Origin of the sequence: Desulfosporosinus sp. FKA (assembly GCF_002196785.1) — a bacterium.
GTDB classification, from domain to species: Bacteria; Bacillota; Desulfitobacteriia; order Desulfitobacteriales; family Desulfitobacteriaceae; genus Desulfosporosinus; species Desulfosporosinus acididurans.
In genome coordinates this window covers 66,008-92,795 of sequence record NZ_NAHZ01000029.1, presented here as the reverse complement: position 1 = coordinate 92,795, position 26,788 = coordinate 66,008, and the positions used below count along the sequence as shown (strand labels likewise).

Below are 26,788 nucleotides of genomic sequence, written 5' to 3'. Positions count from 1 at the left end.
TGATTAAGTGTTTTAACTGTTATTTCGGGAGATAACTACCTATCTGTCGTTTAGCTAAAAGAAAAAAGGGAATGGCCGCAAATTCTGTAATCAGGCAGAAACCAATTAATAATGGCAGAGACACGGTATAAAGGAGGCCAATCAGTATACTCCCCAGAAACCAGAAGATTCCATAACCGGCCGTAAAAAGGCCGTACGCCGAACCGCGTCGCTGAACGGACACCATAATAGCTACCGCTGCAGGAATAATCGATTCATGGACGCCCATACCTAGACCCCAGAGCGCAATTCCGACAAGTGCAGCCCAGAAACCTCCTAGGAACACCAGGGGAGCAAACAAGGCCGAGAAGATCGTTAAAGGGACTAGGATTCCAAGGCCATAACGGTCAAAGAGGCGTCCAAAGAGTAACGAGCCTACTCCACTGACCCCCATCGCCACAGCGTAGAAGACCGGAATCATAGAAGTAGATACGATCGACATCTTCTGGAAGTGATAAGCCATAAAAGGGAAATCGGCAAATCCGACGGCAACAAGAATTGCTCCGGCAAGATAGAGCCAAAAGACACGTGGAAGCCCCTTTGTCTCAATATTATTTGGGGTACTATCCATGTCCTCTGGATGAGGATAAGTCCAGCGCGCGACAGCCAGAAGAGAAAGCATAACCAGCGCTGGAATCAGCATCATGGCAAAGGCGAGCCGATAATCGCCGCGCCAGGCCAGAATACCGGCGGCTAACAAGGGACCGAACAAGGCTCCGAATTGGTCTAAAGCTTCATGTACTCCAAAAGCCCAGCCATACCCCATCTCCTTAGCGGCATGGGAGAGCATAACATCACGAGGTGGGTTGCGAGTTGCCCTGCCAAATCGCTCCAAAATTACAAGCACGGCTGCCATCTGCCAACTCCCAGCCAAAGCGAGCAGGGGCACAGAAGCCATCTGGACAATATAGCCAAAAATCGTAATAGGCCAGAACTTTCCAGTCTTGTCAGCCAAACTTCCCGAAACAAGTCGCCAAGCATACCCTAGAAATTCGCCAAATCCGGTAATAAGAGCAACTGTAAACGCGCTGGCACCAAGTAAGGCGAAATAGGGTCCGATGATTCCCCGCGAGCCTTCGTAGGTAAAATCCGCAAAAAAGCTCATGATGCCAATCAGCAGGACAAATTTAACAGCTTTGGATTTCACAGATAAAGTGTTCATACTTTTCCCACCTTTCAGATTGATTAATATCCTCCTGTTAAGTAAGCGATAGTTTAGATCATTTTGAGCCAATAATATTATTGAAAATAACAGTTGTAATTAAATATAGTGTATGATATCTTAAGTAAAAATGCAACGGTCGTTGCGTAAAAGGTGGTGTTCTTGTTATGCATAAAGACTTCTCAAAGATCTAAATTAGAGGATTTATTAATACCACAGAATTGGGGGGTAATTTATGAAAGTAATGTCCTATAACACTTTATTTGGTGGATTTGACGAAACTGTTGATCTTAGATTTAAAGCCCAAGCAACCCTTATTAATACCGTAAGGCCCGATATCTTATTAATTCAGGAAGCAAAGAATTTTCACCACCAAGGCGGGCAACTGCTCTTTCAAATGGAAGCTGAAATAAACATGCGTGGTTTTATTGCCGTTGCTCCTCATACGGGTCAAAATACAGGAATTTTTATTAATCCTGACTTTAAACCAATTGCTTTTGATATAGACTCCGAACACTTTCACCATGCTATAGGCATTCTAAAACTAAAGGTTCCTGGTTTTAATAAAGCGATTACTGTTATAAGTGCTCACCTTTGCCCCTTCGGCCCTCACGTTCGGTTAAGAGAAGCTTATTACTTAACAAACTACGCTGCAGCAGATGAATACGCCCTAGTTGCCGGAGATTTTAACTCAGTATCGCCGTATAACGAAGATCCCATTGGTCTCGATGATTTACCAACACATTTTAGAACCCGATATGTAACCCCTAATGGAAAAGAAGTTGACAAAACCACCTTAGAAACATTGTACCAAGCAGGATATATTGATATTGCCTATTTATTAAAAAAACATAACGAAGCCACGGTTCCTGCTAAAGAATTCATTGGAACAGAATTTGTCCCATTTAGGTCAGATTATATTCTAACGACCCAGGCTCTTTCACGTTTTGCAACTTCCTATCATGTTATCAAAGATTCTATTTCCGATTATGCCTCCGACCATTATCCTATTGTTGCGGAATTTAAAGTACTATAACTTACTTTGAATACCTTGCTTTTCAGAAGGGATGCAGGGATTTAAGCAAAACAAAGACCTCCATCCCTTCTAAATATTAATGTCAAAGTTTTACGCGAACGGAAGTGATTGTATGAGAATCTCAAGTGGAAAATCCCTTGAACCGATTAACAAGAAGAAACTCGCTATTCAATTTATTCTTCTCTTTGGAGTAATAAGTGCTTTCGGAGATATAACCTACGAAGGAGCACAGAGCGTCTATGGTCCCTATCTTGGATATTTAGGCGCTAGTGCCAGTGCAGTTGGAATTATCACCGGTCTCGGCGGATTCCTAGGCTATGCTTTAAGACTTGTTTCCGGTTATTTTATTGACCGTACTCAAAAATACTGGTTCATTACCATTCTTGGTTACGGAATGCTTATTACGGTTCCCCTTTTAGCAATTGCCGGAAAATGGCAATTAGCTGCTTTATTGATCATTATTGAACGTTCAGGTAAAGCAATCCGTAGCCCTGGCAAAGATACTATGCTTTCCCACGCTACAAAACAGGTGGGAACAGGTTTAGGTTTTGGGCTTCATGAAGCCCTTGACCAGATGGGAGCATTTATTGGCCCTCTTATCTTCACAACCTCTCTTGCTATAACGGGCGGATTCAAGCAAGGTTTTACAGTGATGTGGGTTCCGGCAATATTAACCATCGTTATCGCCTTCTATGTTCGGCATAAAGTTCCAGAACCCAAAATATTGGAGGAAAACTTGTCTGACGCAAAATCCGCTAAGTCATTAACCAACTCCCAGGAGTCCCTTCCTAAAATATTTTGGGTATATGCTGTTTTTACGTTCGTCAGTGTCATGGGATTTGCTAATTACCAGATCATTTCCTATCATTTACAAGTTCAAAAGGTTATCCCTGAAGCACAAATACCTACGTTATATGCTGTGGCTATGGCAATTGCTGCAATCACGGCGCTTATAATCGGGAAAACTTATGACAAAGTGGGATTTGGGGCTTTAATGGTAGTACCGATTCTAACTTTACCAATAGGATTTTTAGGTTTTTCTCAAAGCTCTCTTTGGGTGATAATTGCAGTTGTGCTTTGGGGAGCAGTTACTGGCACTCAGGAAACTATTATGCGTGCAGCCATTGCCGATATAACAACCATTAACAATCGTGGAAAAGCTTACGGGATTTTTAATACAATTTACGGGTTAGCCCTACTGATCAGTGGGGTTGCCATGGGATTTTTATATCAATACTCTATTCCTTTCTTAACGGGTTATATCGTTCTTATTGAACTATTAGCAGTAGTTGCTTTTGCAGTTTTCTATCAGAGTATTACAAAGTACCGATCTTTAAATCCTTAATCTTTAAAATATTACTATTATCTTTTAGATTCCTTTCCTAGGTTCCCTTCTATGTAAATCTGCAATAACCTCGCCTTGTGAATTTACCGCTAAATATAAAACATCCTCTAAAGAGTTAGCACCTATTTTTTTAAGTTGTTCTTGCAACCATGTTTCATCATGCTTTGTGCTCTTTAATTTATCATTATCTATTTCCCCATCGATAATAATTTCTACAAAGGGGCCTTGTCCTTCCGGCGAAAGATCAGGCCCCTCTACTAGATCGATTTTAGAAACTGATTGGTTTTCTTGTTTGGGAAGAATGCTTAAGTTTCCTGTTGGCTCTAAAATAGCATATTCAATATCTGAATAAGAAAAATAACCTTTTTCCCGCAGTAACATCATTAGAACATCAAGATTTACCTTTGTTTTTCTCAGGTTTTCTCTAAACATAATTCCTTTATGGATAAGCACAATCGGTTCGCCATTGGCGATTCTGCGGAATAGCCGGTATTTAAGAGCAAGTATTGCCGCTAAGACTGCAACTATTGAAAATAGTATAAGAGTATAACATGAGAAAAACCAATCCTGAATAGTTCGCGCCGCAATCATATTGGCTGCAAGATTTCCCATAGCCGCTCCTGCTACCCAATTAAAAAAAGTCAATTGTGTCAATTGTGTACTTCCAATGAATCGTACTAATATTAACAACACCAAAAATGTAACTATAGTACTAATTGATAAGAGTCCCCATAATAGTATCATACTTTTTATAGGCATCCTTCCTAAGTACATGTTTAGCTTTATGAAGCTTTTTGTACTGAGTACTCAATATTTACCGATCCCCATAGATTAGGATTTGTCAAATAAACTTTGTCCAATTTTCCATAACTCTCATTAATCTGTATGTCATAGGTATTGGGAGTTTCTCCGGTGATACTTATGTATTGCAATTGATTATTTCCTGGGGGGTAAGACCAATTGTGCCCGTCAGGATTGTAAGCGCGGTGGGATAAAAGAACTTTTCCCCCTCTTGCCGAGATTTTATAAATATTTTGTCCTTTGGGATTAGGTAATTCTATTGTAGACTTTCCAACTATAAACTGCCCCATAAGCACAGCATGATCTATCTTTTCTTCTTTTACGGAGTTATTATTAACATGAATTGAAATAGTAGGAACGCTCCATGTATTTCTATTATCGAATATAGGCGTCAATAAAGGTAGTATATTTACAATCGGACTATTTTGAACCCCAGATATATTGAAACATTTGGACTCTTGAGGATAGAGCTTTAACAAAAGTAAAGAGCTTAAACCTGTTAGTAAAAACAAAACACTTAATTTCATGATTAAAAACGTTCGTTTTTTTAACATTTGGATTCACCTCGAAATTACTATTCTTATAACTTAACTCGATATTACTATTATCATAAAAAAGAAATATTATGCGATACATAAAACTATAAATAATTAAATAACTCTCATTCAGTCGGGAGTTATTATTCGTTCTATTTTATTGCTAAGTTCTAAAAATCCTTTGGTATAGATCTTCACCAAAACTTGTCGCTAATGGCTCACTTTCAATTAATTAAAATGTTCTTTCTCCATCGTTGTGTCTTTCTGCATGCAAAAAGATGGCATTATTATTTATTTGATCAAATAAGCTGCGAGCAAAGTCATACATATGTGTTACGAAGAGAATCTTTATCTTTTTCTGTAATAATGCTTTGGTTATCTGTCGAGCAATTTCTGAACCTTCTCTTTCATTAGTGGCAGCAAATGATTCATTAAAAAGAATCATCGAGTTGGGCTTGATTTTGTCAACAATTTCACTCATTCTGTTAAGTTCTTAATCAAATTTCCCGCTTTTCATAGTGGTGTCTTCTTCCCGTTTAAAGTGTGTAAAAAGTCCATCACATATATTAGCACAAAACAAATCAGCCGGAACAAACAGACCGCATTGCTTCATTACTTTAGATAAGCCGATGCTTCGCAAAAAGGTGGATTTCCGCCCTGATTGGCACCAGTAATCATAACAAGCTCTTTGTTATCTGCCGTAACTTCGTTTTCCACAATTTTCTGCGCTTTGTTTAAAGCTAAACAGATATCGTATAATCCTTTTAAAGAATGTTTCCGCTCGATGGACTCAGCGGGCAATGGAAAAGTATTCGGCTCCCCTATCAACGTGAGTCTCTCGTGCAAATTCAAACATCCAACATAAAAGGCCAATTCTGTCCTCAGCATCTTGAAAAAACTAAGGATATAATCCTGGATTGAGCAAGTGCGTTGGCCACAAGGTTGATCCCTCTGACTTTCAACTCTGAAAAGGCTTTAGCACCGCTTTCGTCGCGTTCAGCCATTGTAATTTTATAATCAGAGTGTCCTGTTGCCATGATTCGTTCCAACCAAGTTTGTTCTTTGTAAGGTTTTCTAAGGATGTAACTTGTACCTTTATTTCCTTTTCCCAAGGCGGCACTTATTAAAACTCCGTTCTTAAATTTCAGCTTTTCTAAGGTGGTAAAATTTCTATATAGACATTGTATTTATAATATTTTTGATTTCCTGAAAACAAAAATGTATATTTTGGAATAGCGCAAAGCATTGATTTTCTACGAAAATAAAAGTACACTAACAGAAGGACAATAAATAGCGATGGGGCTCGCTGTTGCTTTAACTGGTTTAACTTTCTGTTATACCAGTTCGGCTAATGGCTCCTACCTTGCCTTGAAAGGCTGGTAGGAGCCTTTTTGTTTGCCGAAATAACAAAGAAATTAACACCAGGAAGAAAGGCGGTTTGTTAAGCCATGGATTACTCTCAAGTTAAAAAACTCTCTAAAACGTACGAACCAAAAATGATAAAGTTTTTATCGGATATGATTAATATTTCTCGGCAAAATAATCATGAAGAACAGCTTATTCTACGCATCAAAAATGAGATGGAAAAAGTCGGTTTTGACAAGATAACGATTGATCCCATGGGTAACATCTTAGGATACATCGGAACCGGTCAACACTTAATTGCCCTGGACGCTCATATCGACACTAGACATTCTAGTATTGACGAACTTTGGAGTCATGACCCCTACCAATGTGGTGATGATGATCAAGACGGAGTCATTAATGGGTTAGGAGGAAGTGGTCAGGAAGGTGGAATGGCATCGCTAGTTTATGCTGGCAAAATTATTAAAGACCTTAATTTAGATGAGGATTACACCTTTGTTGTCGTGGGATCCGTAAAAGAAGGTGAATGTGACGGTCTCTCATGGCGCTACATTATCGCTGAGGGTAACCTTCGTCCTGAATTTGTCGTTTTGACAGAACCGACGGGAGGTAAAATCCACCTCGGTCATCGCGGGCGAATGACAATCAAAGTTACAACCAAGGGTATCCATTGTCAAGATTCCACCTCAGTAAGTGGTGATAACGCAATTTATAAAATGGCTGAAGTTTTGCACGATCTGCGTGCTTTGAATGAAAACTTAATCGATCATTCTTTCTTGGGGAAAGGAAATCTTACCATATCGCAAATTTTCAGCACCACACCTTCAAACAGTTCCATTACCGATAGCTGTTGGATTTTTATTGATCGCTTCTTGACCGTTGGGGAAAATCCAGAAAATGCTCTTAATCAGATTAAAAATTTGCCCTCGGTAAAAGCTGCCCAAGAAGACGTTGAGATATCTTCGGACACGAAGTCTTTGTACACTAAGTTAATCTACCCACCTGAAGCCTATTTTTCCGCATGGATAATCGAAGAAGAGCATCCAATATATTTAACGTTGAAAGATGCCTATCTTGGACTTTTTGATGAAAAACCTTATGCCGGTAAGTGGACTTTTCCAACCAATGGGGCCGTGATTATGGGCCATTATGGTATTCCCTGTATAGGTTTTGGTCCTGGACATAAAAATCAAACAAACTCCTTTAATGAAAGGACATGGAAGAGTGAGTTAGCCGATTGTGCTGCAATGTATGCATCAATTCCATGGACGTATACAAAAAAGTATGCTAATCAAATGCCAAAAACTACAATGAACCGCACGACTGAATAAACAAATGTTCTCTGTAATTGAGATTTTAACCTCAGAAAATTCATCTCAGAACTGTTAGAAAATCTAAAAATCATAGATGCCATGTCCATGTCTGTGAATATGGACTTCCGCTGTAAATACTAAACTTCTGAGATGTAGGAGCCTTTCGCCAGCATTTCGGCAAATCTTAGGAAACTTCATTCCCATTAATTTAAATACTGTCTAATCTATTATGGATAGAATTTCAACAGAAATTAATGATATTGAAAAGAAGATTGTATTTTTGCTATAATTACTTTAGGGAAAGAAGTCCTCCCACGGCTATGCCGGAACCGCTTACAAAGCTGATGACTTCTGTTTTAGGCAGAAGTATCGGCTTTTTTGACTTTGGGGGAGGGATTTTAAATGTTTTACAGTATCCTATTTCCAGCACAGGAACAACACGAGGAACCGCGACAAACCGACGCGCCGTCCTGCTTCAAGGACTTGAACCTCGATCAAATCTTCGCACCAATTCTGAAAGCAAAAAAGGAATTTGATCTGGATAGTTTCTTCCACACCACGTTGCATGACCCAGAGGTCATTCTCTATCGGCAGGATATAATGCGAGAGCTGGAGAATGATGAACTCCGTACCCTGTTTACCGAATTTTCCAAAATTATTTACGATCTGGGCAGGAACATGGTCAGTATCAGGACTTCGCTGACCTCAGACAGTCGCTATGAGAACAACTATCTGGTGCGCGGACGGATGCTGGACTACGCAGACAGGTATTGCCTCACGATTTCCGCGCTCTCAGAAGGGCTTTTTAAACGGACTCTACGCTCTATGGGGCTTAGTGCTTTCGCACAATATCTCTCAACTTACTGTATGTCGGAATACTACACAGGGCTTCGCAGCCATTTGAAGCGGCTTCGTGAGGAACTCTCCATGGTGGAATACTGCATGCTTATTAAAAACGGAACGATTCGTGTCCGTAAATATGAGGAACAGGTCGACCACTCTAAACAGATACTCGCAACCTTTGAAAAATTCAGGCAGGGTGATGTGAAGGACTACCGGCAAAAGCTCCCGGAGGAACCTTACGCCGCTCATGTGGAGGCCGCCGTACTAAGTATGGTGGCAGATCTCTACAAGGATATTTTTGCAGACCTCAATAACTTTTGTTCCAAGTACTTTCACTTCGACAACGAAACTATTTTACGTTTTTCCCGGGAGATACAGTTTTACCTTACCTGGCTCGATTATGTCCGACCGCTTCAAGGGGCTGGTCTACCGTTTAATTATCCAAAGCTTTGTGATTCGGCAGAGCACCTTTATGATTTAGAAGGGTTCGATCTCGCGCTAGCCGCCAGTACCCGGGAAAAGACTGTAACCAATGACTTCATGTTAAACGCTCCGGAGCATATCATCGTCATTACCGGTCCCAATCAAGGCGGCAAGACCACCTTTGCTCGCGCCTTCGGTCAGATACATTATCTTTCCTCACTTGGCCTGTGCGTACCAGGCCGCGAGGCGGCTCTATACCTGTTCGACAATATTCTTACCCATTTTGGACGGGAGGAAGATTTGTCTACATTGAACGGGAAATTACAGGACGATCTTATAAGGCTTCATGAACTTCTTGAAAAAGCCACGAGCCGGAGCGTGATCATCGTTAATGAGATTTTTTCCTCCACAACACTTTCTGACGCGCTTTCCCTCGGCGGGCATATGATGGATGCTATCTCGGCTCTGAGAGCTCCCACGGTGGTCGTGACTTTTCTTGATGAACTTGCTTCCCATGGTGCAGATACGATCAGCATGATGAGTACGGTTAAGGAAGATGATCCGGCTCAGAGGACTTATAAAATAATCAGGAAACCGCCCGATGGCCTTGCCTTCGCTATGTATATCGCCGGGAAACACGGCCTGACCTACGAACAACTTAGTAGGAGGCTTAAACGATGAAAGCATATTTGATGTTTCGCGACAGGGACTTTATTATCAAGGCCAAGCCCTGCTTTGGCAAGGAGACGCTCACTGCCGATCTTGGGTTAAAACGCATGCTGGAGAAAATGGCACAAGAAGATAAGACAATCTACGACGCCTGTGAAGCCGCATTGTTTCAACCGCTGCAATCTACGGAAGAAATCGAATACCGCCAAAAGAACCTATCTGATACACTCCAAAACCCCGACACCGTTCGGCAACTCTATGTTTTAACCGTCGAGACGGAAAAGAAAAAAAGAAGCTCGTGGCACTGGCTGTCTTCCGTAAATCTCTCCAGCACCCTTTCCAGCTCAGTTGGACTTTTGAAGATATATTCCGAAATGCTTAGGGAGCTGCGTCTTATCGCAGACAGAAATCTATCCAACTTCCAGTCGGAAGGGTTTCAGAATCTGCTTACCATGCTCCAGCGGGAGTTGGATGACAACTATTTTGCCGAGGTACGCGCCCATTTGGACGACCTGGAGGACAGGGACGGTACGCTGGTCAGCGCCACGCTTGGAAACTATATACAGGGTGTCGGCTATGTCCTACGCCGGAAAAACCGCAAGGGCTTTTGGCGACGATGGCATTTCTCTCGGTCCTTTACGATCGCACCCCGCGACGATGCTGGGGCCACAGACCTTGGCAAACGCCGTGACCGCGCAATCAATGAGGCGGCAAACACGCTGGCGCAGGCCGCCGATTATCTGGAGGGTTTCTTCGCTATGCTGCGGGGCGAATTGGCATTCTATGTTGGATGCCTCAATCTAGCTGACAGCCTGCGGGCTTTAGGTATGCCGATCTGCGTTCCAAGCCTGCTTCCTTTGGGCAGAGATGACCGTTCATGGCGAGGACTATACGACGTAAGCCTCGCGCTAACGAAAAATGCCGCCGTTGTTGGTAACGAACTGGATGCCACCGGTATGCGGCTGTACGTTATCACCGGAGCTAATCAGGGCGGAAAATCCACATTTCTGCGGAGCTTGGGTCAGGCCCAGCTTATGGCGCAAAGCGGGATGTTCGTGGGAGCGGACAGATTTTCCGCGCCCATTCGCTGCGGTGTATACTCCCACTTCAAAAAGGAGGAAGATACCACCATGAAAAGCGGTAAGTTGGACGAGGAACTTGACCGCATGAACGAGCTTGCCGACCATTTAGAAGATGGCGCGCTGATGCTGTTCAACGAGTCCTTTGCTGCCACGAACGAACGCGAGGGCTCAGAGATTTGCCGTCAAATCACTCAAGCGCTTATCGAAAACGGCGTGGAGGTCTTTTCGGTGACACATCTATACACCTACGCCGCCACATTCCTTGGCGACAATGAGACGCAGTATTTACGGGCACAGCGGCTGGAGAACGGCGACCGAACCTTTAAGGTCGTGCCAGGTGAACCCTTGCAGACGGCTTTCGGAGAAGATTTGTACCAAAAGATTTTCGGTCAAAGCGAGGTGACGTTGTAAGAGAAAAGCTGAATAGGGCGATAACACTGATGGAACACAGTTCACTAGGTGGCCGGGGAAATTTAACCTCCAGCTCCGGGTAGAAAAACCTGCATCCGGTTGTCCTCCCTACTGTAAATTTCCTGCACCAGTCTCTTCGTCACTCGACTGCTGGCTAGGCTTTGTCAAGACGGTTATTTCAATCCGCATGTTCTTCTTGAGCTTAGCAAGGCGCAACGGCGGGTGATTTGGTATTGATGAAGTAATTGGAATACCGCTGATTGTATGGAGCCCATGTTTCCTTGGTAAAGATTCAATTTCCGCTGACCGCTTCTGTATTAAAAAAGGCTCAGAAGCTTTCTTACTGCTGAGCCTTTCTGTAATTTATTTAAGCGAAACGATTCCCCCAACCACCCACTCACGAAGCACTCCAATTGCCTCCTGTACCAAATTTTACCCCCATGAATCTCGAAGCAGTATCTTTCAGTTAAGACAAGTAGGTAGGCAACTCGATTGCAATATATTTATAATTCTTTATGCTTTACCCAAGTCAGTGATTAATTTAATTTTCCCTGAATATTTCTGACCTAAAATTTGCGAAATAGCCTGATAGTCTATTCCGTTTTTTGCTAAGTCGGACATTTCTTTATCAATATCTACGTTATTTCCATCATTTCGAAGGGTAGTAGTATTATCGATCACTACCCTAGCCTGGGCTGACTGCAAGTTTAGAGATGGATCGATGTGTCGAGGGTCAGTTTTGTGCAGAGATAGATTATCTTTGTTCATAGCTTGCTGGAGAATATCTTCAAACTCAACGTGTGATGCCTTAAAACCTGGAGTATCAACATTGGCCACATTATTAGCGATTACTTTTTGCCGTAGAGCAGAGACATCCAGTTTCTTTTCCATCATATTCATAAGTGGAGTAACAAGAAGATCCATAAGCCATACCGCCCCTTTTAAAGACTTTGTTATTGAACTTCTGTAGGATCATAATTTAAATATATCTCGACTTTTTCGATGTATCCTTAAGAATTAAGAAAAAACTCTTATTCTGAAAACCTTTAAGAGAGTAATTGGTTTTTGTAAATTCGCTTAAAAACGTTAGCACTGTTCCAGCTGCTTTTGGAAACCGCTAAGCTGCGGCTAAAAAAGAATTCCCATTCTATATTTCATTTTTCCATTTAATATCTCGTAGATACAATAATTCTCTATAAGAGAGTAAATCCCTCCTGCTAGACAAAAAAGTTAGAAGGCTTCTACAGTAGAGTCACCCGTGAATATGTAAATTTACTGTTGTTCAGGAAGTAGAGATTTGTGATATTGACCAAAACGGCATAGGCGTAACCCTAGTCATGTCAACGGTATCAAAAGAAAATTTACTTTCCAAACTAACTTGGCACTAAGGATACCCACGAGAGCAGACCCTAGAACATCGGTAGGCCAGTGAACACCAGTATAAACTCGTGCAATTGCAACTAGAATCGCAAAAATCGTAAAGCTTTTGCTTACCCACTTGCTACTTTTACCCCACGAACCCGCAGCAAAGCCGAAACTCCCGGATACATGATCGCTTGGAAATGAGGCATCTGGCGAGTGAGGAATGAGCTTGGTAAAGGTTCCTGGTGCGAGTGTTACAAAAGGCCGAGGGCGATACCAAATATGAGCAATAATTAAATTTATGATTAGCGCCAGGATACCAGATACCCCCATAACGACGAGCCCATGTCTACGCTTCGAGTCAACTTTTGCCAAGGTAAACCATGCTACAAGAAAGAGTACAGCATAAACTTCAAGTGCATACTGGGCAATAAATGCCATCAATTTGTCCAATATGGGAATATGCCCAGCCCATTGATTAAGCAGGTGATAGCCAAAAAGATCAAAAGAATTCAAGTCCTGTTTTCCTCCTTATGAGACAGATGTACACTCCAAAAAAAGTGCTCATTTAAAAGGACTACTATTTACGTGAAAAAGTTCTAATAAGATTTAAAAAATTCGTCTGACTTTTGACCAGAACCGAAATTTTGTCCATAGTTATTCTATCCGGAGAAATGTAATTAAACCTACTGCCGCAATGGCGCAAATTGCCCCGAAATAAAACGGCGCAGTGGGCGACACCGCATCCCAAAGGTAGCCAGCTATGGCGCTAGCCGGAAGGGCTAATAATCCGACAGAAGCATTATACAATCCAAAGGCTGTTCCCCTTTGATTTTCATCAACCAAATGAGCAACCAGGGACTTGGCTACCCCTTCGGTTGTAGAATAATAAACCCCGTATATAGCATACAGTAACCAGATCTGCTAAGGAAGTTTGGCCAGAGCAAAACCCAGGTAGGTGCCAGCATAGATAAGCCAGCCTATCCTAATAACATTCACTCTCCCGATACGATCCGACAATACTCCGCTAGGTACAGACAATAAGGCATAAAACAAATTAAATATAACAATGATGATTGGAATAGTAATGGGGTTTATCCCTACGTTTTCTGCCCGTAATATTAAGAATGCATCACTACTGTTACCCAAAGTAAAAAGAAGCATAACTACAAAAAACAACGCAAACTTGCCCTTGAGTAGTGAAGCATCAAATTTGAACTTTAATCCTACATCCCTACCCTTTCTCTCTTTTACTAATAAACCTATTAATATTATGGTTATAAAGGCCATTATACCAGCAAAAAAGAAAATCAGTCCATACCTCTTAACATCAGCATATTTACTCAAAACTACTAATAAGCCCGTAGTAATTAGAGGACCAACAAATGACCCTAATGTATCCAGCATCCTCTGATAACCAAAAGACAATCCCATGTTGTTCTTTTTAGCTGATTGAGCAACTAATGCATCACGAGGTGCGTCCTTTAGCCCCTTTCCCACCCCATCGAGTGCTCTTACACCAAATGTGCCCCATGAGCCATAACTGATGGATAACAGCAATCTGCCGATAGCGGACAAAAAATATCCGATAAAAACAATTGACTTTCGTTTTCCTAGTTTATCGGATATTGCGCCAGATAGTATCCTAAAAATGCTAACAATAGTGGTAACGCTGCCTTCGATAAGGCCGATCGTTTCCTTACTCAAACCCAGTACTTGAGCATAAAAAGTTGGTAAAATCGGGATTATCATGTCTTGACTTAGTCCACCAAAGAAGGCCACCCAGCCAAGGACAAGTATGTTCTTGTTGGCTTCATTTGCCCCATTATTTTTATTATTCATAAAGCTCTCCTTCTTAGTATAAATATGTACTCAAGGACCTTAATTCGATGACTACCAGCTCGCCATCAAAACGAAGGTTTACCTCGTCAATTCGACATTTGATGCCAATTTATAAGTTACTCATATTACCCTAATAGATTCTAAATGAGCAAATTGGAAAAGTCAATTAAAGAGAGGTACTTCAATGTTTCTTAACCTTATTATTATTTGTATGCTAAGTTTTCTCGCAGCAGTCGTGGACGCCATTGCTGGAGGCGGTGGGCTCATCATTCTCCCGGCCCTTCTTCATTTAGGCATTCCCCTTAATATTGCTTTGGGAACAAACAAGTTTGCCTCAACTGCTGCTACCTTCAATAGTTCGGTAACGTTTGCCCGTTTTGGAAAAGTCCACTTTCCCCTAGTAAAGTGGCTGATTCTCTTTGAAAGAGTACTTTTTTCTTTTAGCACCAAGGGTTTACGTAAACTTTCGCTCTGCGAAAGTTGAGATATTAACATATTAATTGTTTTCAAGTTAACTTCCGCTAATCCTACTAATACACTCAGCATCGATTATCGGAACCCATTAGCAAATTATTTGTTGTTCTTTTTCTGTCGTTATATTTTCTTAGAGTGATAAGCTCACCTTCACGGTTCATCATGAACCCTTCCATAGTCCAACAAGCAGACAGACCTTCCCCTCGGCGGGGAAGGTCGTTTTTAGCCTATCAGTCCGAATTCGTCTGCACTAAATAATACAGATTGCTGCTCTTGCCGCCGTTCTCCCGCCATCTTTGCTCCTTGTGCAGACGGCCGCTTTTTTCAAGGTCAGCTATGGCGCGTTTGACGGTGCTTCGGGACAACTTTAACTCCTTGGCGATAGTACCAATCGCCGGGTAGCATTTGCCGTCCTTATCTGCTCGGTCATGAAGGTACATATAGACAGCCCTGGCACGATGCGGAAGCTCCGAGGAATAAAGAGAAGAAAAATAACCCACAGCTTCAACTCCTATTCAATCCGAACAGGCGCTTTTGTCCTGACCGACGCTTCCGGCCCCTGAATCGGTGAGTGAAGTAATCCGCCAGATGCGGCTGCACCAGCTTCCTCCGTCACATCCACGCAGGCAGAGTGCCGGCGGATGATTTCTTCCTCTACTCTGCACCTGTCAGCATACTCCACCTCTCGGGCCGATTTCTCAGCAATCTCATAAGGCTTGCCGAAGGTTATGCCCCATTCCGTAAATAGCTTTAGCTTGGTACGCATGGGGTAGGCGCCCGTCTTGGTGACAATAAAATGCCCCTTGGGCATGGACTTCAGCTCGTCCGTCGTCATCAGCGGGCGCTCAATCATCTGCAGACTCTGCGAAGGATCGTTTTTACCCCGGCTGACAGAGCCGCTCATGACGGTCTTGCTTCCCATGGCTTTTGATAAAATCTGCGCTGATTCGCTATTGGGAGCAAAGCCGCCGAACACGGTATCCTGGCAGTTGTCTATGATGATGGCAGAGCCTTCGCGGCCATAGTTTTTCTCCAGCTGTGCAAAGCTCTGGATGATCGCTACTATGGACACACGACGGGATCGGGAAGCAGAGAACATCATCTCCGCCGACTCGATTTTGGGGATGGTTCCGATCTCGTCGAGGAACATCATCACACGGTTGGGGAGCTTTCCTCCGTGCTCGTCAGCCACTGACAGGATTTCACGGTAAAGTTGCTGGACGATCAGGCTGATGATGAAATACTTTGTGTTGTCTTCCTCCGGCATTACCAGGAAGATTGCACTTTTGTTTGTACAAAACTTCTCCGCATCGATTGCCGTGTCAAAGCACAGGATTTGCTCCAGCTCAGAATCCAGAAAAGCGTTTAATCTGGATAGAGCAGTGGAGAGGACACTCTGCATGGCCTGCTCCGCCGAATTGAGTGCCGCCCCGGCGAACCACTTGGTCTTGTGCTCATCCGGCAGATGAGCAAGGAGCAGCTGAAACAAAGTCCTGCCCTTGACGCCGCTGGGCGCAAGCAGATCCTGAATGAGCTTGAATACGGATACGATGTGCCTTTGCTTCGGTTCACAGTATTCCGCTATAAGCAGAATCACGGATGTCAGCAGTCCTTCCGCTGCGTCATAGAAGAAGGCATTTTGTCCAGCCATTGCTGTATCGAAACCTCCGGAGTTGATGATAGTCTTTGCGTTAATCTTAGCATACTTCTCCGCTCTGGCTTTAAACGCAAGATTCTGAGAATTATTGAGATATGCGTCCATATATCGGTTGACCAGATGGAGGAGATTGTTTCCGTCCGAGCGGGTGGGATTTCTCAGATCAATGACAGCAACATCATATCCGTACTTTTCTTTTGCGATCCCGGCATAATTGCGGTAGAGGTCTCCCTTTGTATCGGTAGTCACAAAGCTCATTCCGCAAGCGCAGGCGTATTCCAGATTCGGATATAGAAAGTTTGCGGTCTTGCCGATACCTGCGGCACCGATCATCAGACAGTGGATATCGTCATCGTCCACCAGCGCATATCCGTTCGAGGCGGTACCGTCAAACAGCGATGCTTTCCTCCAGCCGACTATCAGACCTTGCGCTTTCGGAAGGCTTTCGCCCTTTCTCCATTTCTCCGGCTCGTAGGGAACTTCAGTATAAGTCTTTTTAATCTCCTGCTTTTTTGCCCAGCGAGCCGTACCGTGCTGACCGTCGCCGACAGTTTTGGACTTGATGCCGTTTAAAGTGTAGTAATGCGCTATGAGCGATAACAAGCCGATAACCCCGAACATAGACAGTCCGGCGGCTGTTAGAATTATGATTTGGGATGTCTGCAACTCGATCCCTCCTTTACATGGTCATCGAAAAATTTACTGCCTGCTCCTGCGCCGGAAGCATTGACGGCAGCTCCTGCTCAACAAACATCACGGTTTTGACGCTGTCCATTGCGAGACGCTGATAGGTGGACAGGAGCTTTTCTTTATCCTCCAGCGTGCGGATACCGGATGTCTGAAGCTGACGGCTTATATCCGAGGCATCCTGGCGCAGCTGCTCCGCCTTGGTACGAAGCCAGCCCCGATCCTCATGGGGGCGGTAGCTGTTCTGCAGCTTTTGAATAAGCTGCTCTATTGTCACAGGCGGTTCCATCTGGCGCAGCTGCCTTTGCATGGCTGTCAGTGCGCCCGCTGCCATACACTGCAGACAATCCTGAACAGCTTCCGTATTCAGCGCCGCTGTTTTGCCGGAGGCAAGAAGCGGTTCCACCGTCTCGGCGCACTCTGCGAGGAAGAAGTCAATATCTTTATGCGCTGAAAGAGCTTTGCACAAATCGTACAGTTCTGCGTACACCTTAGGCAGAAGCTCCAGCTTCGGATGCTCCCGTGCCGGGATGGGAGCGACGCCATGCCTGGCTTTCAGATCCTCGTTCCAGTCCTTGTGCTGTGACTGAAATACAGAAATATTCGCATAGCCCTTCTCCTGCAGAATATCCTTCAGGCGGCCGCTGGCTTCGATGCCTGCCTCGTCATGGTCCAGGCACAGCACAATATTTTTCAGCCGTGGATTCGTATCCAGCTGACAGAGCATAGCGTGTTCCGACACACCGTCAAGCGTGACATAGCTGTACTGCTTCCAGCCATCTTTATTCAGGGTGATGAACGACAGCATATCCACCGGCGCCTCAAATACATAAAGTGCGACGCTCTCTCCAAGCCAGTGAAAGCTGTATTTCGGATCACTGCCTTCCTCATTGCCCTTGTATGGCTCTCCCTGGGTGTAGGTTCCGCGCTTGTGAGCATGACGGGGAACGCCGTTTTCATCCAGTCCGACAAACACAGCGTTGTGGTATTCCTTGTCCTCATAAATCAGCTTTTCATGGGCGAAGTGCGTCAGTACCTCCCGGTCTATGAAGCGCTGCTTGATCAGATAGGCAAACACTCGGCGCATATCCTGATTGGCTTCCGGCAGCGCAAAGGATTTTCGCGGAGGCGGCGCACTCTTGGAGGTCTGGTTCCATTCCACACCGGACTCGCCGCCGAGGAGCAGCGTTACAGCTTCGGGAAAGCTCATGTCATAGAACTGCTGTAAGAAGTCGATGGCATGGCCGCCTTCTTTCCGGGAATGGCGGAACCACTGACTGCCGAGCACGGTCACGCTGTCGAAGCGTTTCCAGCGCCACTCACGGCCGGAGCGAACGAGCTGTTCGCCCTGCCGTTGGAGGAAGTCCACCAAATCCACTGAATTGGCCCGTTGTTTTTGTTCGTCTGTAAAGTGAATATATGCCATACTCCACTACCCCCTTCGTCAGCGTTTACGCTTACTACACCGGCGAAAAAAAGCCACCCGCCGGTGAGCGGATGGTTTGAATGATGTCGGTTTGATTTTTTCGGGAATCGGTTCTTTTTTACGGAGCTGTTTTGGATATTGCATCTGCATGGAAACCCTCCTTTGTATTAATAGGTTGTTTGCTTGAGTTCATGATCGTCCCAGGCATGCCCTTGGGCGATCTTTTTCTCACGGATTTTTCGGCGCAGCTTGCTGTCCACTTCCGTCACCGGTGCTTTGAGAAGCTTTCTCTGTTCCTCCTGGAATATCCGGCTCAGATGATGCAGAAGCCTTGTTGCCGCCAGGAAGAGAGGAGGATCACGGAAGGCATCCGGATGGTTGAGGAAAAACTCCGCATAAATGTTGCCTTGTTCAGCCGATAGCGTAAGCCAGCGCATGGCGGCTTCCCGGTCGCTGGGAACATCCCTGCCCATAAGATACAGCTTGCCAAGAGCATACTGACTGTACTGGTTTCCCAGTTCTGCGGACATAGTCAGCCATTCGACAGCTGTTTCTACATCCTTGGGTACATCCTGTCCCAGCATGAAGAGCTTTCCAAGGTGATACTGAGCGAATGAATTGTTCTGCTCTGCTGCTTTCGTGAACAGCTCCACCGCTTTTGCAATATCCACATTCACATGACTGCCGTCACGATAGAGCTTGCCCAGGGCAAATTGAGCAGGGCTGCTGCCGTTATCCGCAGCCTTGGTCAGCCACAGGACAGCTTTCTCTGAATTTCTGTGTCCTCTGTCCTCGTCCAGATAAACCCTGCCCAGCATATACCGAGCATGGACATTGCCGAGGCGAGCGGCTTTTTCAAAATATCCGATAGCCGTATCCAGGTCCTCTTCCGTTCCAGTTCCGGTATAGAGCATCTGCCCAAGGCGGTATTGGAGTTTATCGGCATGGCTTTGTTCCTCGAGACGCTTAAAGCCATAAAAGGCTTTCTCAAAATTCAGCTCCGCTTCCTCGGCGTCCTTCTCTGTGCCGATACCTTCCCGGTACATTTTCGCCAGCTCGTAATTAGCATATGGAACGCGCTGGGCGGCAGATTTACCGTAGAGCCGGAACGCCATATCGTAGTCCTGTTCCACGCCCTGCCCCCGGCAGTACAGACCGGCAAGAGAATATTGAGCATATTTGTGATTTCGGGAAGCCGCCATTTCAAACCATCCTGCCGCTTCCACATAATCCTGTTCCGTACCGAGCCCAGCCGCGTGCATTTTACCGATGCGGCATTCCACATACCGGCTTTCTTTATTTGCTTCAATGTCCAGGAATGCTGAGAGGGCTTTTTCGTACCAGGCAAATGCGGTTTCTGCATTCATATCCACGCCGAGCCCATCAGCGTACATCCTGCCGAGGTCATGCATGGCTAGAACATTTCCGCCTTCGGCTTCCTCCAAAAACAAGCGGAGAGCCCGCTCAAAGTCAGGCTCCGCCTCATCGCTGCCATAGAGAAAGGTACGGGCCTTCATATATCGATCACTCCACTCGATGTACGATTTGCCGAAATCAGTCTCATCCGAATCCTGGAGGGGTGAACCCTCCGAAGCTGAGAACGGTATACCCTCACAGTCCTCCGGCGCTTCATCCGTGACCGGCATGTATTCATCCCCCAGCATTACGGAAATGAATTCTTCGGCTTCTTCAGGCAGTTCGTCTGCCGGGTTATCCCCCTCAAAGGTGAAATGGTGACCGCCAATGTTCATTGCTTCTGCGATCACCATATTCCTAATATTCTTAAATTCTTTCTGCTGCGATAACGGAACAGGATCGGGGAGCCTATCCGTATATGTGCGCAGCACCTCGCTGCGAAGCTCTGACCATTTTACATAGGCCTCCGCCACACGCGCATCCTTTGCCAGCTCATCCACGACCTGATTCACGATGGCCTTCAAGGGTGCTTTGAGATAGCCGTATTGTTTTTTACCGGATGTATGCCTGAGACGCTCTGCCAGATGTGAGAGCAGACTTTCAATGATACCGCTTTCACACACACCGCTCATTCTGCCGATGATTTCTTTCAGGGCTTCATGGCTCTGTTCATAAAGCGTATTTCTCTGTGCGGTCTGCTCTGCATAAATCTGAATGAGATCCTGTTGAAAGATCTCCCTAGCCAGGGTGCTTCGCATCTTTTCGATGGCGGGCTTGGTGACATACCCTTCACGGGGATTCACTGAGTACACCAGCATGTGGCAGTGAGGATGATGCCCTTCGTTATGAAAGGCCGCATACCAGCGAAGGTTTTCCGGTGCAATCTTCATCTGCTCGGCAAAGATATTCCGCTGTTTCCGGATTAGCGCCATCCATGCGGCTGCATTATCATAACCAAGCCGGGCGGCATCCTCCCGCCGCAGAGAAATGATAGGAGTCCAGACATTTCCGGTATGCTTGGCAACTTCCTCCATCACCTTTGACAGCACCAGCGGCGTTTCCTCATCGGAAAACAGTCCATGGGTCCCCAGCTTCTCAGCACGGGGACGGGTAGCGATGTAATTGACATAGATCTCCTGATGGGACAGTTGATCCAGATTCTGATCCAGTGCTGAGCTGATGAATTCCGAAGCATTTTCCGCAGTTGGATGTTTGAGATAGTCCTCGTACTCGAACACATCCGCGGTATCAGGAAACTGAGCGAGGATATCTTTGATGAGCATTTTCTGTTTCTGCGAGGCGGGACTGTCGCGGGAGACGGCAGGTATTTTCTCCACGCCGTCCCGCGTCGCTACATACTCCACAAGGTTCTCAAGATGAACCGCTGATTTTTTTAAGTACCGACATTTGAAGATAATTCTCGGCATGGTTATTCACCCTTTTGGAATTTCGCAACATCCTCGAAGGTCACAGAGCCCACCGATTTCTTTACGTCGTTCACGCACTTGCCGCGTAATCGGCGCAGAGTGTTTTCATCAACCTCAGCAGTAGAAGCAAGTATATTCATCATCATGGACATCTCCACCGCCAGCTTGAAGATGAGACGCGCCATGCGGTTTTCCAAGGTGTTGACGATACCTGTCATAGCCGAGGTGATGGCGGTCGGCAAAAACTTCATGCCATCCTCCGCCGAAATGTAGCCGCTGTAAAACCGGACGGCCTTTTCAATGAATTCGCTCCTGCTTTTGCAGTTATCCTTTTCTAAAAGCGCATCCATACATTCTATTGTGCTGGGGTAGAGCCAGAGCGGGATGCGGTCCTTTGTTTCCTCCTGCATAGTGAGTCCTCCTTACTGAAATTTTCCGGAACAACCTTTCGGGTGTACCCTGGAAAAGCCTGTATCTTCTGTGTTTAAGCCAACTTTTAGGAGCTTTTGACCACCTGAAGGGTGACCAAACTCCATTTCAGGTGTACCCGTCCAAACTCTCCGACCCGCGTTGCGGGGCGGTGTGAAGCGGCAGGAGGTCGCAAAGCGACCACCTGCCTTTAACCTGCATGGTTTTCGACCCCATGGTTCACCCCTCAAATTGGTGGTTATTAGGCATACTACCGAGATTGTTTTCGTCTTTCCCCGAATTCTTTTACATAGCCTCAACATGGGGTATTATCCTGCCCACAGGTGTTACGATGCCACCCCTGCCGTCAAAACGCGACACAGGGGCACACAGGCGGTAACATCCCGTTTGCAGGTTGTTATTCATCGCTGTCTGCAACTGGACTACTATGTCCTGCAGGAGCTGCCGGGCGTGTGCTGCGTTTAGGGACGTCCATCACGCTATTATCCAGACCTTCGATGTACTCCCGGACAGGAGCGGGAACGTGCGTCTCATACAGTGTCTGCAGCAATGTATCCAGTTCAGCCTGCAGTTCTGTTTCGTCCTTCATGTACTGGTGTATGGCACGAAGCTTTTCAGCTTCAAAGCTGATCTGTACAGTACCTTTTTTCATGCAGCTTTACTCCTTTCATTTGCTAAAATCTAATGAAAATATAACGGAAGCATTCTCCACCTGTTCCTGGGTAAAGGTTTCCGTCTTTTGAAATCGATCACTGTACTGCCGGATTTTATCCTCAGTCAGCGACACAAAATCCCCATCATCATTGCTGCCAACCACAAAAAATGTACCGGCAATGATGTCGTTTCCAAGAGAACGATTGCCAGGAAGCCCGATCAGCTTTCCCTCTTCATTGCAAACCAGAACAACATAATCATCCAGATATACCGTTTCAATATATCCTCCAACCGCCTTCTGCAATCCTTCCAAAGTGTTTTCAACTTCAGCAGGATAGGGTTCCTTCATCGGTTCCACCATTATCACTTTGATCGTTTTCTCCATGTTCGCCTCCAACATACTCTTGTCATATCTTGGGTTTCCTCCGGCTCTGCTGGCTGCTCCTGCTGCACAGGCTGTTGTTTGAGGAAAAGTGAGCCATGTTGGTGTATTTTCCACTCCTCCGTAAAAGGAAGACAGGAAAGTGAGCCAACATGGTTACAATTCCTCCAACGCATGGATCAGACTGCCGGGCAGATCGGACAGCTGAACATCAGTGTCCGTTTCCCCCGGCAGTGTGAGTTGAAGCTGCGGCGCAGCATTTCTTAGTTCGTCCCTGATTGCTTGCCGTACAATCTGATCCAGAATTTCCGACTGATGTGCCGTCAGAATGCTGTTGACCACATATTCAGTGCGCTGTCTGCTGGCCTGCCGTGCAAACAGCGCCTCTGCCTCCCGGTGCCTTGGGTTGTCCATATCGAAGGATAAATAATATCTTTTTCGCTCGGACATAGGCTCACCCCATCAGGAACTTGTAGCCGTCCGCGTTGGCGAACCGGTTTAGCACCGCCACCGTATTCAGGCTGTTTTCGTGCAGCCTGGGTTCCAGCAGCTCAGCGCCGCCGCCCGCAAACACTATGGGGAGCCGCAGATCCAATCCGCGTTCACGGAGCGCATTGAACAGCTCCTTGCAATAGGCGGTCACGGTCTGCTCTACAACAGCCCCAATCAACTTGCTGTCGGTATGCTGGATCTCCCCGCGTATAGCATCCGTGATGAGCCCATCTGACAGGAGAATGTCACTGCGCTGGAGCGTATCCTGAATCCGGCTGTATAGGGTGATGGTACCCATGCGGAGACTGGCACAACTCGACCTGTCAAGCCGGAAATCATGAAGCGTAAGAATATCCACCGTATAACCGCCGATGTCCACCAGCGTTATGCTTCGGTAATCCTTAAGCTGCGGATAATACCTGCACAGCGCCGCATGTCCCTGCGCGAACACCTTGCATTCCGCAATTCGGCAGCGGTAGAGAGCTCCCTCGAAACGGAACGAGATGTTGTCACGCAGGAAATATCGCCTGAAGGCTTCCTTCTGTGTGCCGTAGCTGTCGATGGGCAACCCTACGCTAAGGGCGATTTCAGCATTGGTTGTCCCTGCCTTTTTCATAGCGTCCGCAATTGCCGGGAGCGTCAAAATAAATGTATCCGGCTCCCTGGTCTTATCCTGTTGAAAACGCAGACGACGCTCACCGACGGCATAATACTTGCCCTCGAAAAAGAGCTGCATCTCTGGTACAATGAATTCTTTGTCGCTTGCGGCATGCCCGGAGGCATAGAGCATCCCCTCCGAGGATTTGGTGTTGTAGTTTCCGTTGTCCACACCAAGCTTTATCATAATCATCACCTCCTTCTTTTCTGCGGTTTACATGCTCATGGTCATGCCCTGGGCTTCTTCCTCGGCGAGGGTTTCAGCCTCTGTCAGAGCCTCCGGAGCGGAAGGCGCTTCTGCCGCAGCCTGTTCCCGCTGTCGGCGGGAGGTTCGAGGCTGACGCTCTCTCGGAGCAGGAGCCGATTGGATTTCCGCTGTCTGTTCCTGAGTCGTTTCCGGCTCCAAACGGCTTTCCACATACTCGCGGACATTGGCAGGAACCAGCCGCTCGTAGGTCTTGTTGAGATAATCCCTCAGCTCCTGCTCTACGGTCTGATCCTTTTTCTCCATGAAAAAACGGAGGGCGTCCAGCCTCTCCGAAGGGAAGGGGATCTTTAATTCGGTTGTACTCATAGTGTGATTTCCTCCTTTATAAATTCATCTGCATTACAGGCGGTTCGGGTTCCGGTATCTCGTTTTTGTCGAGATTCGGGCAATAATCCAGATAGAAAACCATGTCGAAGCCGTTCTCCATCGGCCCAAGCTCCGCCAGCTCCGGCCTTGCTTCAAGGATTTTTTGGAGCATGGTGCTAACGCCGTTATTATGCGAAACGGGAACATGATACCGCTCCAGTATCTCGTCAAAGTAAACTGCCCATGTTCCGTTGGAGGTATTTTGCGTACTCTCACGGATGATTTGGTCAGCCAGCTGGTTCAAGCGTGCGGTTACAAATTCACGCGCTCCCGGCATGAAGCTGGAGAACCGGGCGTAATTGTATCCCTCCGATTCGATCAGGATGCCGTCAGATGATTCCTCACCCAGCACCAGCAGACAGTGGAATACCCCATTTTCATCCCGGTGCATGAGATCTGTATTCTCGGCAATAAAGGGCATATCCCGGAGTGGAGCGGATTTGAAATACTTGTATTCGGCTTCCGGAAGCTCGACGATTTTTTCGATTACACAGTCCCATACGGGATAATCGTCAGCCTTCCTTGCAAAGATTGCCTGCAGATTAAGCATGATTTTCACTCTCCTAAGTTGTAGTTGATGTAGGGAATTTCAAGCCACGCCGACCATGAACGGTCAGCGAGATTTGTTTTGACGACGCCATATTTTGTACCCATGGCTTCGATAACCTTGCCGTTTCCGACATAGATTCCGATGTGTCCGGACTTCCACACAGCAAGACCTGGGACGTCAGGCATGGTATCCATGGAGCCTGAAACCGCCGCGCTTTTATACATGCTGTCCGCGCTGATATCCGGCATGTCGTTGGTACCGTACTCGATTTCCATAGTGTTTGGATCAAGCCAGCCATAGCCTTTTATCAGGCCGACGCAGTCCGTCGTCCTGCCTCCGAGCCAGTTGTCACGAATGAAGCTTTCGTAATTACCAACGCCGTCAGGGTACTGCTCCAGCTTAGAGCTGAACAGAGATTCTGTAAGAACGTCGCCGTATGTACCCCAGACATAGCCCCAACCGGAGTCAAAGGCTTGCTCGGCATAGGCGACCAGATCCAGGTTGTTCTTCGTCGTCGGAACTGTGAACGAGGAGATATCCAGTACGGCACTTCCTGTACCGCCGCGTTCAATCTCTCCGTTGAACGTGCCCGCGCCGCCGAACACCATTCTCTCATAGATTTTCTGAGCGTTGGTTTTGACCTCGCTGTTAACCGCTTCACCTGACAGGGACAGCTTTTCATATGCGGCGTTCAGGCCGACCGGCACAGCAGCGTCGTCCTCAGAAGCTACAAAGCAATCGACAAAGGCGCGGGCTTCAGATGCGGACAAAGACAGATTTTCAGCGCCGAAATACAGAGAATAAAAAATGGATTTGATACGGATGTTGTCCAAGGCACCGCCTTCCATCTGGGCTTCAACCTCGGATATTGCTTCATCCAGAACACCTAAACATTCGCTCATATTGCTGATATGCGACGCATATTCTGCGGGCATGGCAGCAGGAATTCTTCCTCCGTTGAAGGACAGATCTATGGCGGCTTTGTTGTGGTCAGAGCCTGCCGAGAGGATGCTGGAGATCATCACAAGGATCAGGATGATGGGCATCAATATAGAGGCGACCACCATTCCTACCGCTTTCCACGTCCGTTTGTCGGTGGCGAAAGCGACGGCGGCCTTGACCGCAAGAGTAACTGCTGCGGGAGCTGCCAAGGGACATCACCACCATTTCAGATCGAACAGCGTGCCCTGATCCGGTTCCCGTTCCTGCTGCTCTCTCGCCAGACGGATGGATTTCTCCACGGCCTGCTCCAAAAATTCGGTGTCAAAGCCTGCCGATTGGTAGCCCTCCAGTATGGTGTTTAGGTAATAATCTGAGGGCGATCCGAAGGGATGTCCGTCATTCATGATGTAGACCATGGCGGGAACAGTCTTGCCTCTCAGTTCCACTTCAAGAATCTCCTTGCGGTAGAAAGACGGAAATCCCTCATAGCGGTCGAGCGACTGCAGATCACGTTCCTTCAGCTTCCACAGAAGAACAGGAACGCTGGAACCTTTGAGCGGCTCCACGGTTGCGACGGCACTTTTCCGTCCGCCTCGGAACAGCAGTTCATAACCCTTGATCTCGCTGGCGCCGACTACCTTTGCGGTCGGGCAGCGGAATGCCATCTGCGGCAGGTTGAGGTTGCTGCCGTAGGCGATGTAAAGGTTTTCGGATTTCATTTTTCTTCATTCC

The 26,788-nt window shown here is 46.2% G+C and carries 26 protein-coding genes, 1 pseudogene and 1 riboswitch; of the genes and pseudogenes, 6 read left to right on the top strand and 21 right to left on the bottom strand.

Going from position 1 to position 26,788, the window contains the following annotated elements:
* Positions 1 to 19 precede the first annotated feature (19 nt).
* Positions 20 to 1,201: an MFS transporter gene (locus tag B5771_RS13245; protein WP_088187944.1), complete on the bottom strand. Its 1,182-nt coding sequence runs from the start codon at positions 1,199 to 1,201 to the stop codon at positions 20 to 22.
* Between the two features lie 235 nt (positions 1,202 to 1,436).
* On the opposite strand from B5771_RS13245, the gene B5771_RS13240 reads away from it, so the two are divergent.
* Both B5771_RS13240 and B5771_RS13235 read left to right on the top strand, forming a co-directional pair.
* Positions 1,437 to 2,237, top strand: a complete 801-nt coding sequence (locus B5771_RS13240; RefSeq protein ID WP_088187943.1) for an endonuclease/exonuclease/phosphatase family protein — start codon at positions 1,437 to 1,439, stop codon at positions 2,235 to 2,237.
* A gap of 112 nt (positions 2,238 to 2,349) precedes the next feature.
* Entirely contained in the window at positions 2,350 to 3,582 is a 1,233-nt protein-coding gene (locus B5771_RS13235) for an MFS transporter (protein ID WP_088187942.1), read from the top strand.
* Positions 3,583 to 3,606: 24 nt separating this feature from the next.
* Here B5771_RS13235 and B5771_RS13230 read toward each other — a convergent pair whose 3' ends face one another.
* From B5771_RS13230 to B5771_RS24560, 4 genes are all read right to left on the bottom strand, one after another.
* Positions 3,607 to 4,326, bottom strand: coding sequence for a DUF421 domain-containing protein (locus tag B5771_RS13230; RefSeq protein WP_172408268.1), 720 nt, complete (start codon positions 4,324 to 4,326; stop codon positions 3,607 to 3,609).
* Between the two features lie 38 nt (positions 4,327 to 4,364).
* Entirely contained in the window at positions 4,365 to 4,937 is a 573-nt protein-coding gene (locus B5771_RS13225) for a hypothetical protein (protein WP_088187940.1), read from the bottom strand.
* Between the two features lie 214 nt (positions 4,938 to 5,151).
* Positions 5,152 to 5,400, bottom strand: coding sequence for a hypothetical protein (locus B5771_RS24570; RefSeq protein WP_088187939.1), 249 nt, complete (start codon positions 5,398 to 5,400; stop codon positions 5,152 to 5,154).
* A gap of 131 nt (positions 5,401 to 5,531) precedes the next feature.
* Entirely contained in the window at positions 5,532 to 5,765 is a 234-nt protein-coding gene (locus tag B5771_RS24560; protein ID WP_207652697.1) for a hypothetical protein, read from the bottom strand.
* Positions 5,766 to 6,367: 602 nt separating this feature from the next.
* Between B5771_RS24560 and B5771_RS13205 the strand changes: the two genes are divergently transcribed.
* The 3 genes from B5771_RS13205 (at position 6,368) to B5771_RS13195 (ending at position 11,025) form a co-directional block, all read left to right on the top strand.
* Positions 6,368 to 7,615: a YgeY family selenium metabolism-linked hydrolase gene (locus B5771_RS13205; protein WP_088187936.1), complete on the top strand. Its 1,248-nt coding sequence runs from the start codon at positions 6,368 to 6,370 to the stop codon at positions 7,613 to 7,615.
* A gap of 270 nt (positions 7,616 to 7,885) precedes the next feature.
* Positions 7,886 to 7,958, top strand: a riboswitch (Fluoride riboswitch).
* Between the two features lie 41 nt (positions 7,959 to 7,999).
* Positions 8,000 to 9,544: a DNA mismatch repair protein MutS gene (locus B5771_RS13200; protein ID WP_088187935.1), complete on the top strand. Its 1,545-nt coding sequence runs from the start codon at positions 8,000 to 8,002 to the stop codon at positions 9,542 to 9,544.
* Positions 9,541 to 11,025 carry a DNA mismatch repair protein MutS gene (locus tag B5771_RS13195; protein WP_088187934.1) on the top strand — a complete coding sequence of 495 codons (1,485 nt, stop codon included), beginning with the start codon at positions 9,541 to 9,543 and terminating at the stop codon, positions 11,023 to 11,025. Before B5771_RS13200 ends, B5771_RS13195 begins: the two co-directional genes overlap by 4 nt.
* A 513-nt stretch (positions 11,026 to 11,538) precedes the next feature.
* Here B5771_RS13195 and flgB read toward each other — a convergent pair.
* From flgB to B5771_RS13180, 3 genes are all read right to left on the bottom strand, one after another.
* Positions 11,539 to 11,949, bottom strand: a complete 411-nt coding sequence (gene flgB, locus B5771_RS13190) for a flagellar basal body rod protein FlgB (protein ID WP_088187933.1) — start codon at positions 11,947 to 11,949, stop codon at positions 11,539 to 11,541.
* Positions 11,950 to 12,360: 411 nt separating this feature from the next.
* Entirely contained in the window at positions 12,361 to 12,903 is a 543-nt protein-coding gene (locus B5771_RS13185; protein WP_088187932.1) for a phosphatase PAP2 family protein, read from the bottom strand.
* A gap of 408 nt (positions 12,904 to 13,311) precedes the next feature.
* Complete coding sequence (locus B5771_RS13180; RefSeq protein WP_207652696.1) at positions 13,312 to 14,229, bottom strand: MFS transporter; 918 nt, start codon at positions 14,227 to 14,229, stop codon at positions 13,312 to 13,314.
* Positions 14,230 to 14,413: 184 nt separating this feature from the next.
* Between B5771_RS13180 and B5771_RS13175 the strand changes: the two are divergent.
* Positions 14,414 to 14,650, top strand: a pseudogene (locus B5771_RS13175) (TSUP family transporter); the annotation flags it as partial.
* Between the two features lie 283 nt (positions 14,651 to 14,933).
* Here the strand turns inward: B5771_RS13175 and B5771_RS13170 are convergent.
* From B5771_RS13170 to B5771_RS13110, 13 genes are all read right to left on the bottom strand, one after another.
* Positions 14,934 to 15,203, bottom strand: a complete 270-nt coding sequence (locus B5771_RS13170; RefSeq protein WP_088187930.1) for a helix-turn-helix domain-containing protein — start codon at positions 15,201 to 15,203, stop codon at positions 14,934 to 14,936.
* A gap of 11 nt (positions 15,204 to 15,214) precedes the next feature.
* Positions 15,215 to 17,026: a VirD4-like conjugal transfer protein, CD1115 family gene (locus tag B5771_RS13165; RefSeq protein ID WP_088187929.1), complete on the bottom strand. Its 1,812-nt coding sequence runs from the start codon at positions 17,024 to 17,026 to the stop codon at positions 15,215 to 15,217.
* 13 nt (positions 17,027 to 17,039) lie between these two features.
* Positions 17,040 to 18,473: a DUF3991 domain-containing protein gene (locus tag B5771_RS13160; protein ID WP_088187928.1), complete on the bottom strand. Its 1,434-nt coding sequence runs from the start codon at positions 18,471 to 18,473 to the stop codon at positions 17,040 to 17,042.
* A 167-nt stretch (positions 18,474 to 18,640) separates the two neighbouring features.
* A complete protein-coding gene (gene mobP3, locus B5771_RS13155; protein ID WP_088187927.1) occupies positions 18,641 to 21,316 on the bottom strand; it encodes a MobP3 family relaxase in 2,676 nt (891 codons plus the stop codon).
* Between the two features lie 2 nt (positions 21,317 to 21,318).
* Complete coding sequence (locus B5771_RS13150; RefSeq protein WP_088187926.1) at positions 21,319 to 21,726, bottom strand: hypothetical protein; 408 nt, start codon at positions 21,724 to 21,726, stop codon at positions 21,319 to 21,321.
* A gap of 416 nt (positions 21,727 to 22,142) precedes the next feature.
* On the bottom strand, positions 22,143 to 22,397 hold the full coding sequence (locus B5771_RS13145; RefSeq protein ID WP_088187925.1) for a DUF6103 family protein: 255 nt from the start codon (positions 22,395 to 22,397) through the stop codon (positions 22,143 to 22,145).
* A 15-nt stretch (positions 22,398 to 22,412) separates the two neighbouring features.
* A complete protein-coding gene (locus tag B5771_RS13140) occupies positions 22,413 to 22,898 on the bottom strand; it encodes a DUF3846 domain-containing protein (RefSeq protein ID WP_242966832.1) in 486 nt (161 codons plus the stop codon).
* Positions 22,899 to 22,937: 39 nt separating this feature from the next.
* Positions 22,938 to 23,231, bottom strand: a complete 294-nt coding sequence (locus B5771_RS13135; protein WP_088187924.1) for a plasmid segregation centromere-binding protein ParR — start codon at positions 23,229 to 23,231, stop codon at positions 22,938 to 22,940.
* 4 nt (positions 23,232 to 23,235) lie between these two features.
* Positions 23,236 to 24,117 (bottom strand): ParM/StbA family protein, encoded by an 882-nt coding sequence (locus B5771_RS13130; protein WP_088187923.1) that lies wholly within the window; start codon positions 24,115 to 24,117, stop codon positions 23,236 to 23,238.
* Positions 24,118 to 24,144: 27 nt separating this feature from the next.
* Positions 24,145 to 24,504 (bottom strand): DUF6103 family protein, encoded by a 360-nt coding sequence (locus B5771_RS13125; protein WP_088187922.1) that lies wholly within the window; start codon positions 24,502 to 24,504, stop codon positions 24,145 to 24,147.
* Between the two features lie 16 nt (positions 24,505 to 24,520).
* Positions 24,521 to 25,114 (bottom strand): DUF6329 domain-containing protein, encoded by a 594-nt coding sequence (locus tag B5771_RS13120; protein WP_088187921.1) that lies wholly within the window; start codon positions 25,112 to 25,114, stop codon positions 24,521 to 24,523.
* A gap of 5 nt (positions 25,115 to 25,119) precedes the next feature.
* Positions 25,120 to 26,265: a hypothetical protein gene (locus B5771_RS13115; protein ID WP_088187920.1), complete on the bottom strand. Its 1,146-nt coding sequence runs from the start codon at positions 26,263 to 26,265 to the stop codon at positions 25,120 to 25,122.
* A 6-nt stretch (positions 26,266 to 26,271) separates the two neighbouring features.
* A complete protein-coding gene (locus B5771_RS13110) occupies positions 26,272 to 26,775 on the bottom strand; it encodes a gamma-glutamylcyclotransferase family protein (RefSeq protein WP_011462001.1) in 504 nt (167 codons plus the stop codon).
* Positions 26,776 to 26,788: the final 13 nt, after the last annotated feature.

Excerpts from the sequence above, each read along its gene's own strand:
- B5771_RS13235 (WP_088187942.1), top strand. The coding sequence starts at position 2,350 with ATGAGAATCTCAAGTGGAAAATCCCTTGAACCGATTAACAAGAAGAAA.
- B5771_RS13240 (WP_088187943.1), top strand. The coding sequence starts at position 1,437 with ATGAAAGTAATGTCCTATAACACTTTATTTGGTGGATTTGACGAAACT.
- B5771_RS13130 (WP_088187923.1), bottom strand. The coding sequence starts at position 24,117 with ATGATAAAGCTTGGTGTGGACAACGGAAACTACAACACCAAATCCTCG.
- mobP3 (WP_088187927.1), bottom strand. The coding sequence starts at position 21,316 with ATGCCGAGAATTATCTTCAAATGTCGGTACTTAAAAAAATCAGCGGTT.
- B5771_RS13245 (WP_088187944.1), bottom strand. The coding sequence starts at position 1,201 with ATGAACACTTTATCTGTGAAATCCAAAGCTGTTAAATTTGTCCTGCTG.
- B5771_RS13145 (WP_088187925.1), bottom strand. The coding sequence starts at position 22,397 with ATGAAAAAAGGTACTGTACAGATCAGCTTTGAAGCTGAAAAGCTTCGT.
- B5771_RS13160 (WP_088187928.1), bottom strand. The coding sequence starts at position 18,473 with ATGGCATATATTCACTTTACAGACGAACAAAAACAACGGGCCAATTCA.
- B5771_RS13200 (WP_088187935.1), top strand. The coding sequence starts at position 8,000 with ATGTTTTACAGTATCCTATTTCCAGCACAGGAACAACACGAGGAACCG.
- B5771_RS13120 (WP_088187921.1), bottom strand. The coding sequence starts at position 25,114 with ATGCTTAATCTGCAGGCAATCTTTGCAAGGAAGGCTGACGATTATCCC.
- B5771_RS13230 (WP_172408268.1), bottom strand. The coding sequence starts at position 4,326 with ATGATACTATTATGGGGACTCTTATCAATTAGTACTATAGTTACATTT.
- B5771_RS13225 (WP_088187940.1), bottom strand. The coding sequence starts at position 4,937 with ATGTTAAAAAAACGAACGTTTTTAATCATGAAATTAAGTGTTTTGTTT.
- B5771_RS13180 (WP_207652696.1), bottom strand. The coding sequence starts at position 14,229 with ATGAATAATAAAAATAATGGGGCAAATGAAGCCAACAAGAACATACTT.
- B5771_RS13110 (WP_011462001.1), bottom strand. The coding sequence starts at position 26,775 with ATGAAATCCGAAAACCTTTACATCGCCTACGGCAGCAACCTCAACCTG.
- flgB (WP_088187933.1), bottom strand. The coding sequence starts at position 11,949 with ATGGATCTTCTTGTTACTCCACTTATGAATATGATGGAAAAGAAACTG.
- B5771_RS13150 (WP_088187926.1), bottom strand. The coding sequence starts at position 21,726 with ATGCAGGAGGAAACAAAGGACCGCATCCCGCTCTGGCTCTACCCCAGC.
- B5771_RS13195 (WP_088187934.1), top strand. The coding sequence starts at position 9,541 with ATGAAAGCATATTTGATGTTTCGCGACAGGGACTTTATTATCAAGGCC.
- B5771_RS13205 (WP_088187936.1), top strand. The coding sequence starts at position 6,368 with ATGGATTACTCTCAAGTTAAAAAACTCTCTAAAACGTACGAACCAAAA.
- B5771_RS24570 (WP_088187939.1), bottom strand. The coding sequence starts at position 5,400 with ATGAGTGAAATTGTTGACAAAATCAAGCCCAACTCGATGATTCTTTTT.
- B5771_RS13125 (WP_088187922.1), bottom strand. The coding sequence starts at position 24,504 with ATGAGTACAACCGAATTAAAGATCCCCTTCCCTTCGGAGAGGCTGGAC.
- B5771_RS13135 (WP_088187924.1), bottom strand. The coding sequence starts at position 23,231 with ATGTCCGAGCGAAAAAGATATTATTTATCCTTCGATATGGACAACCCA.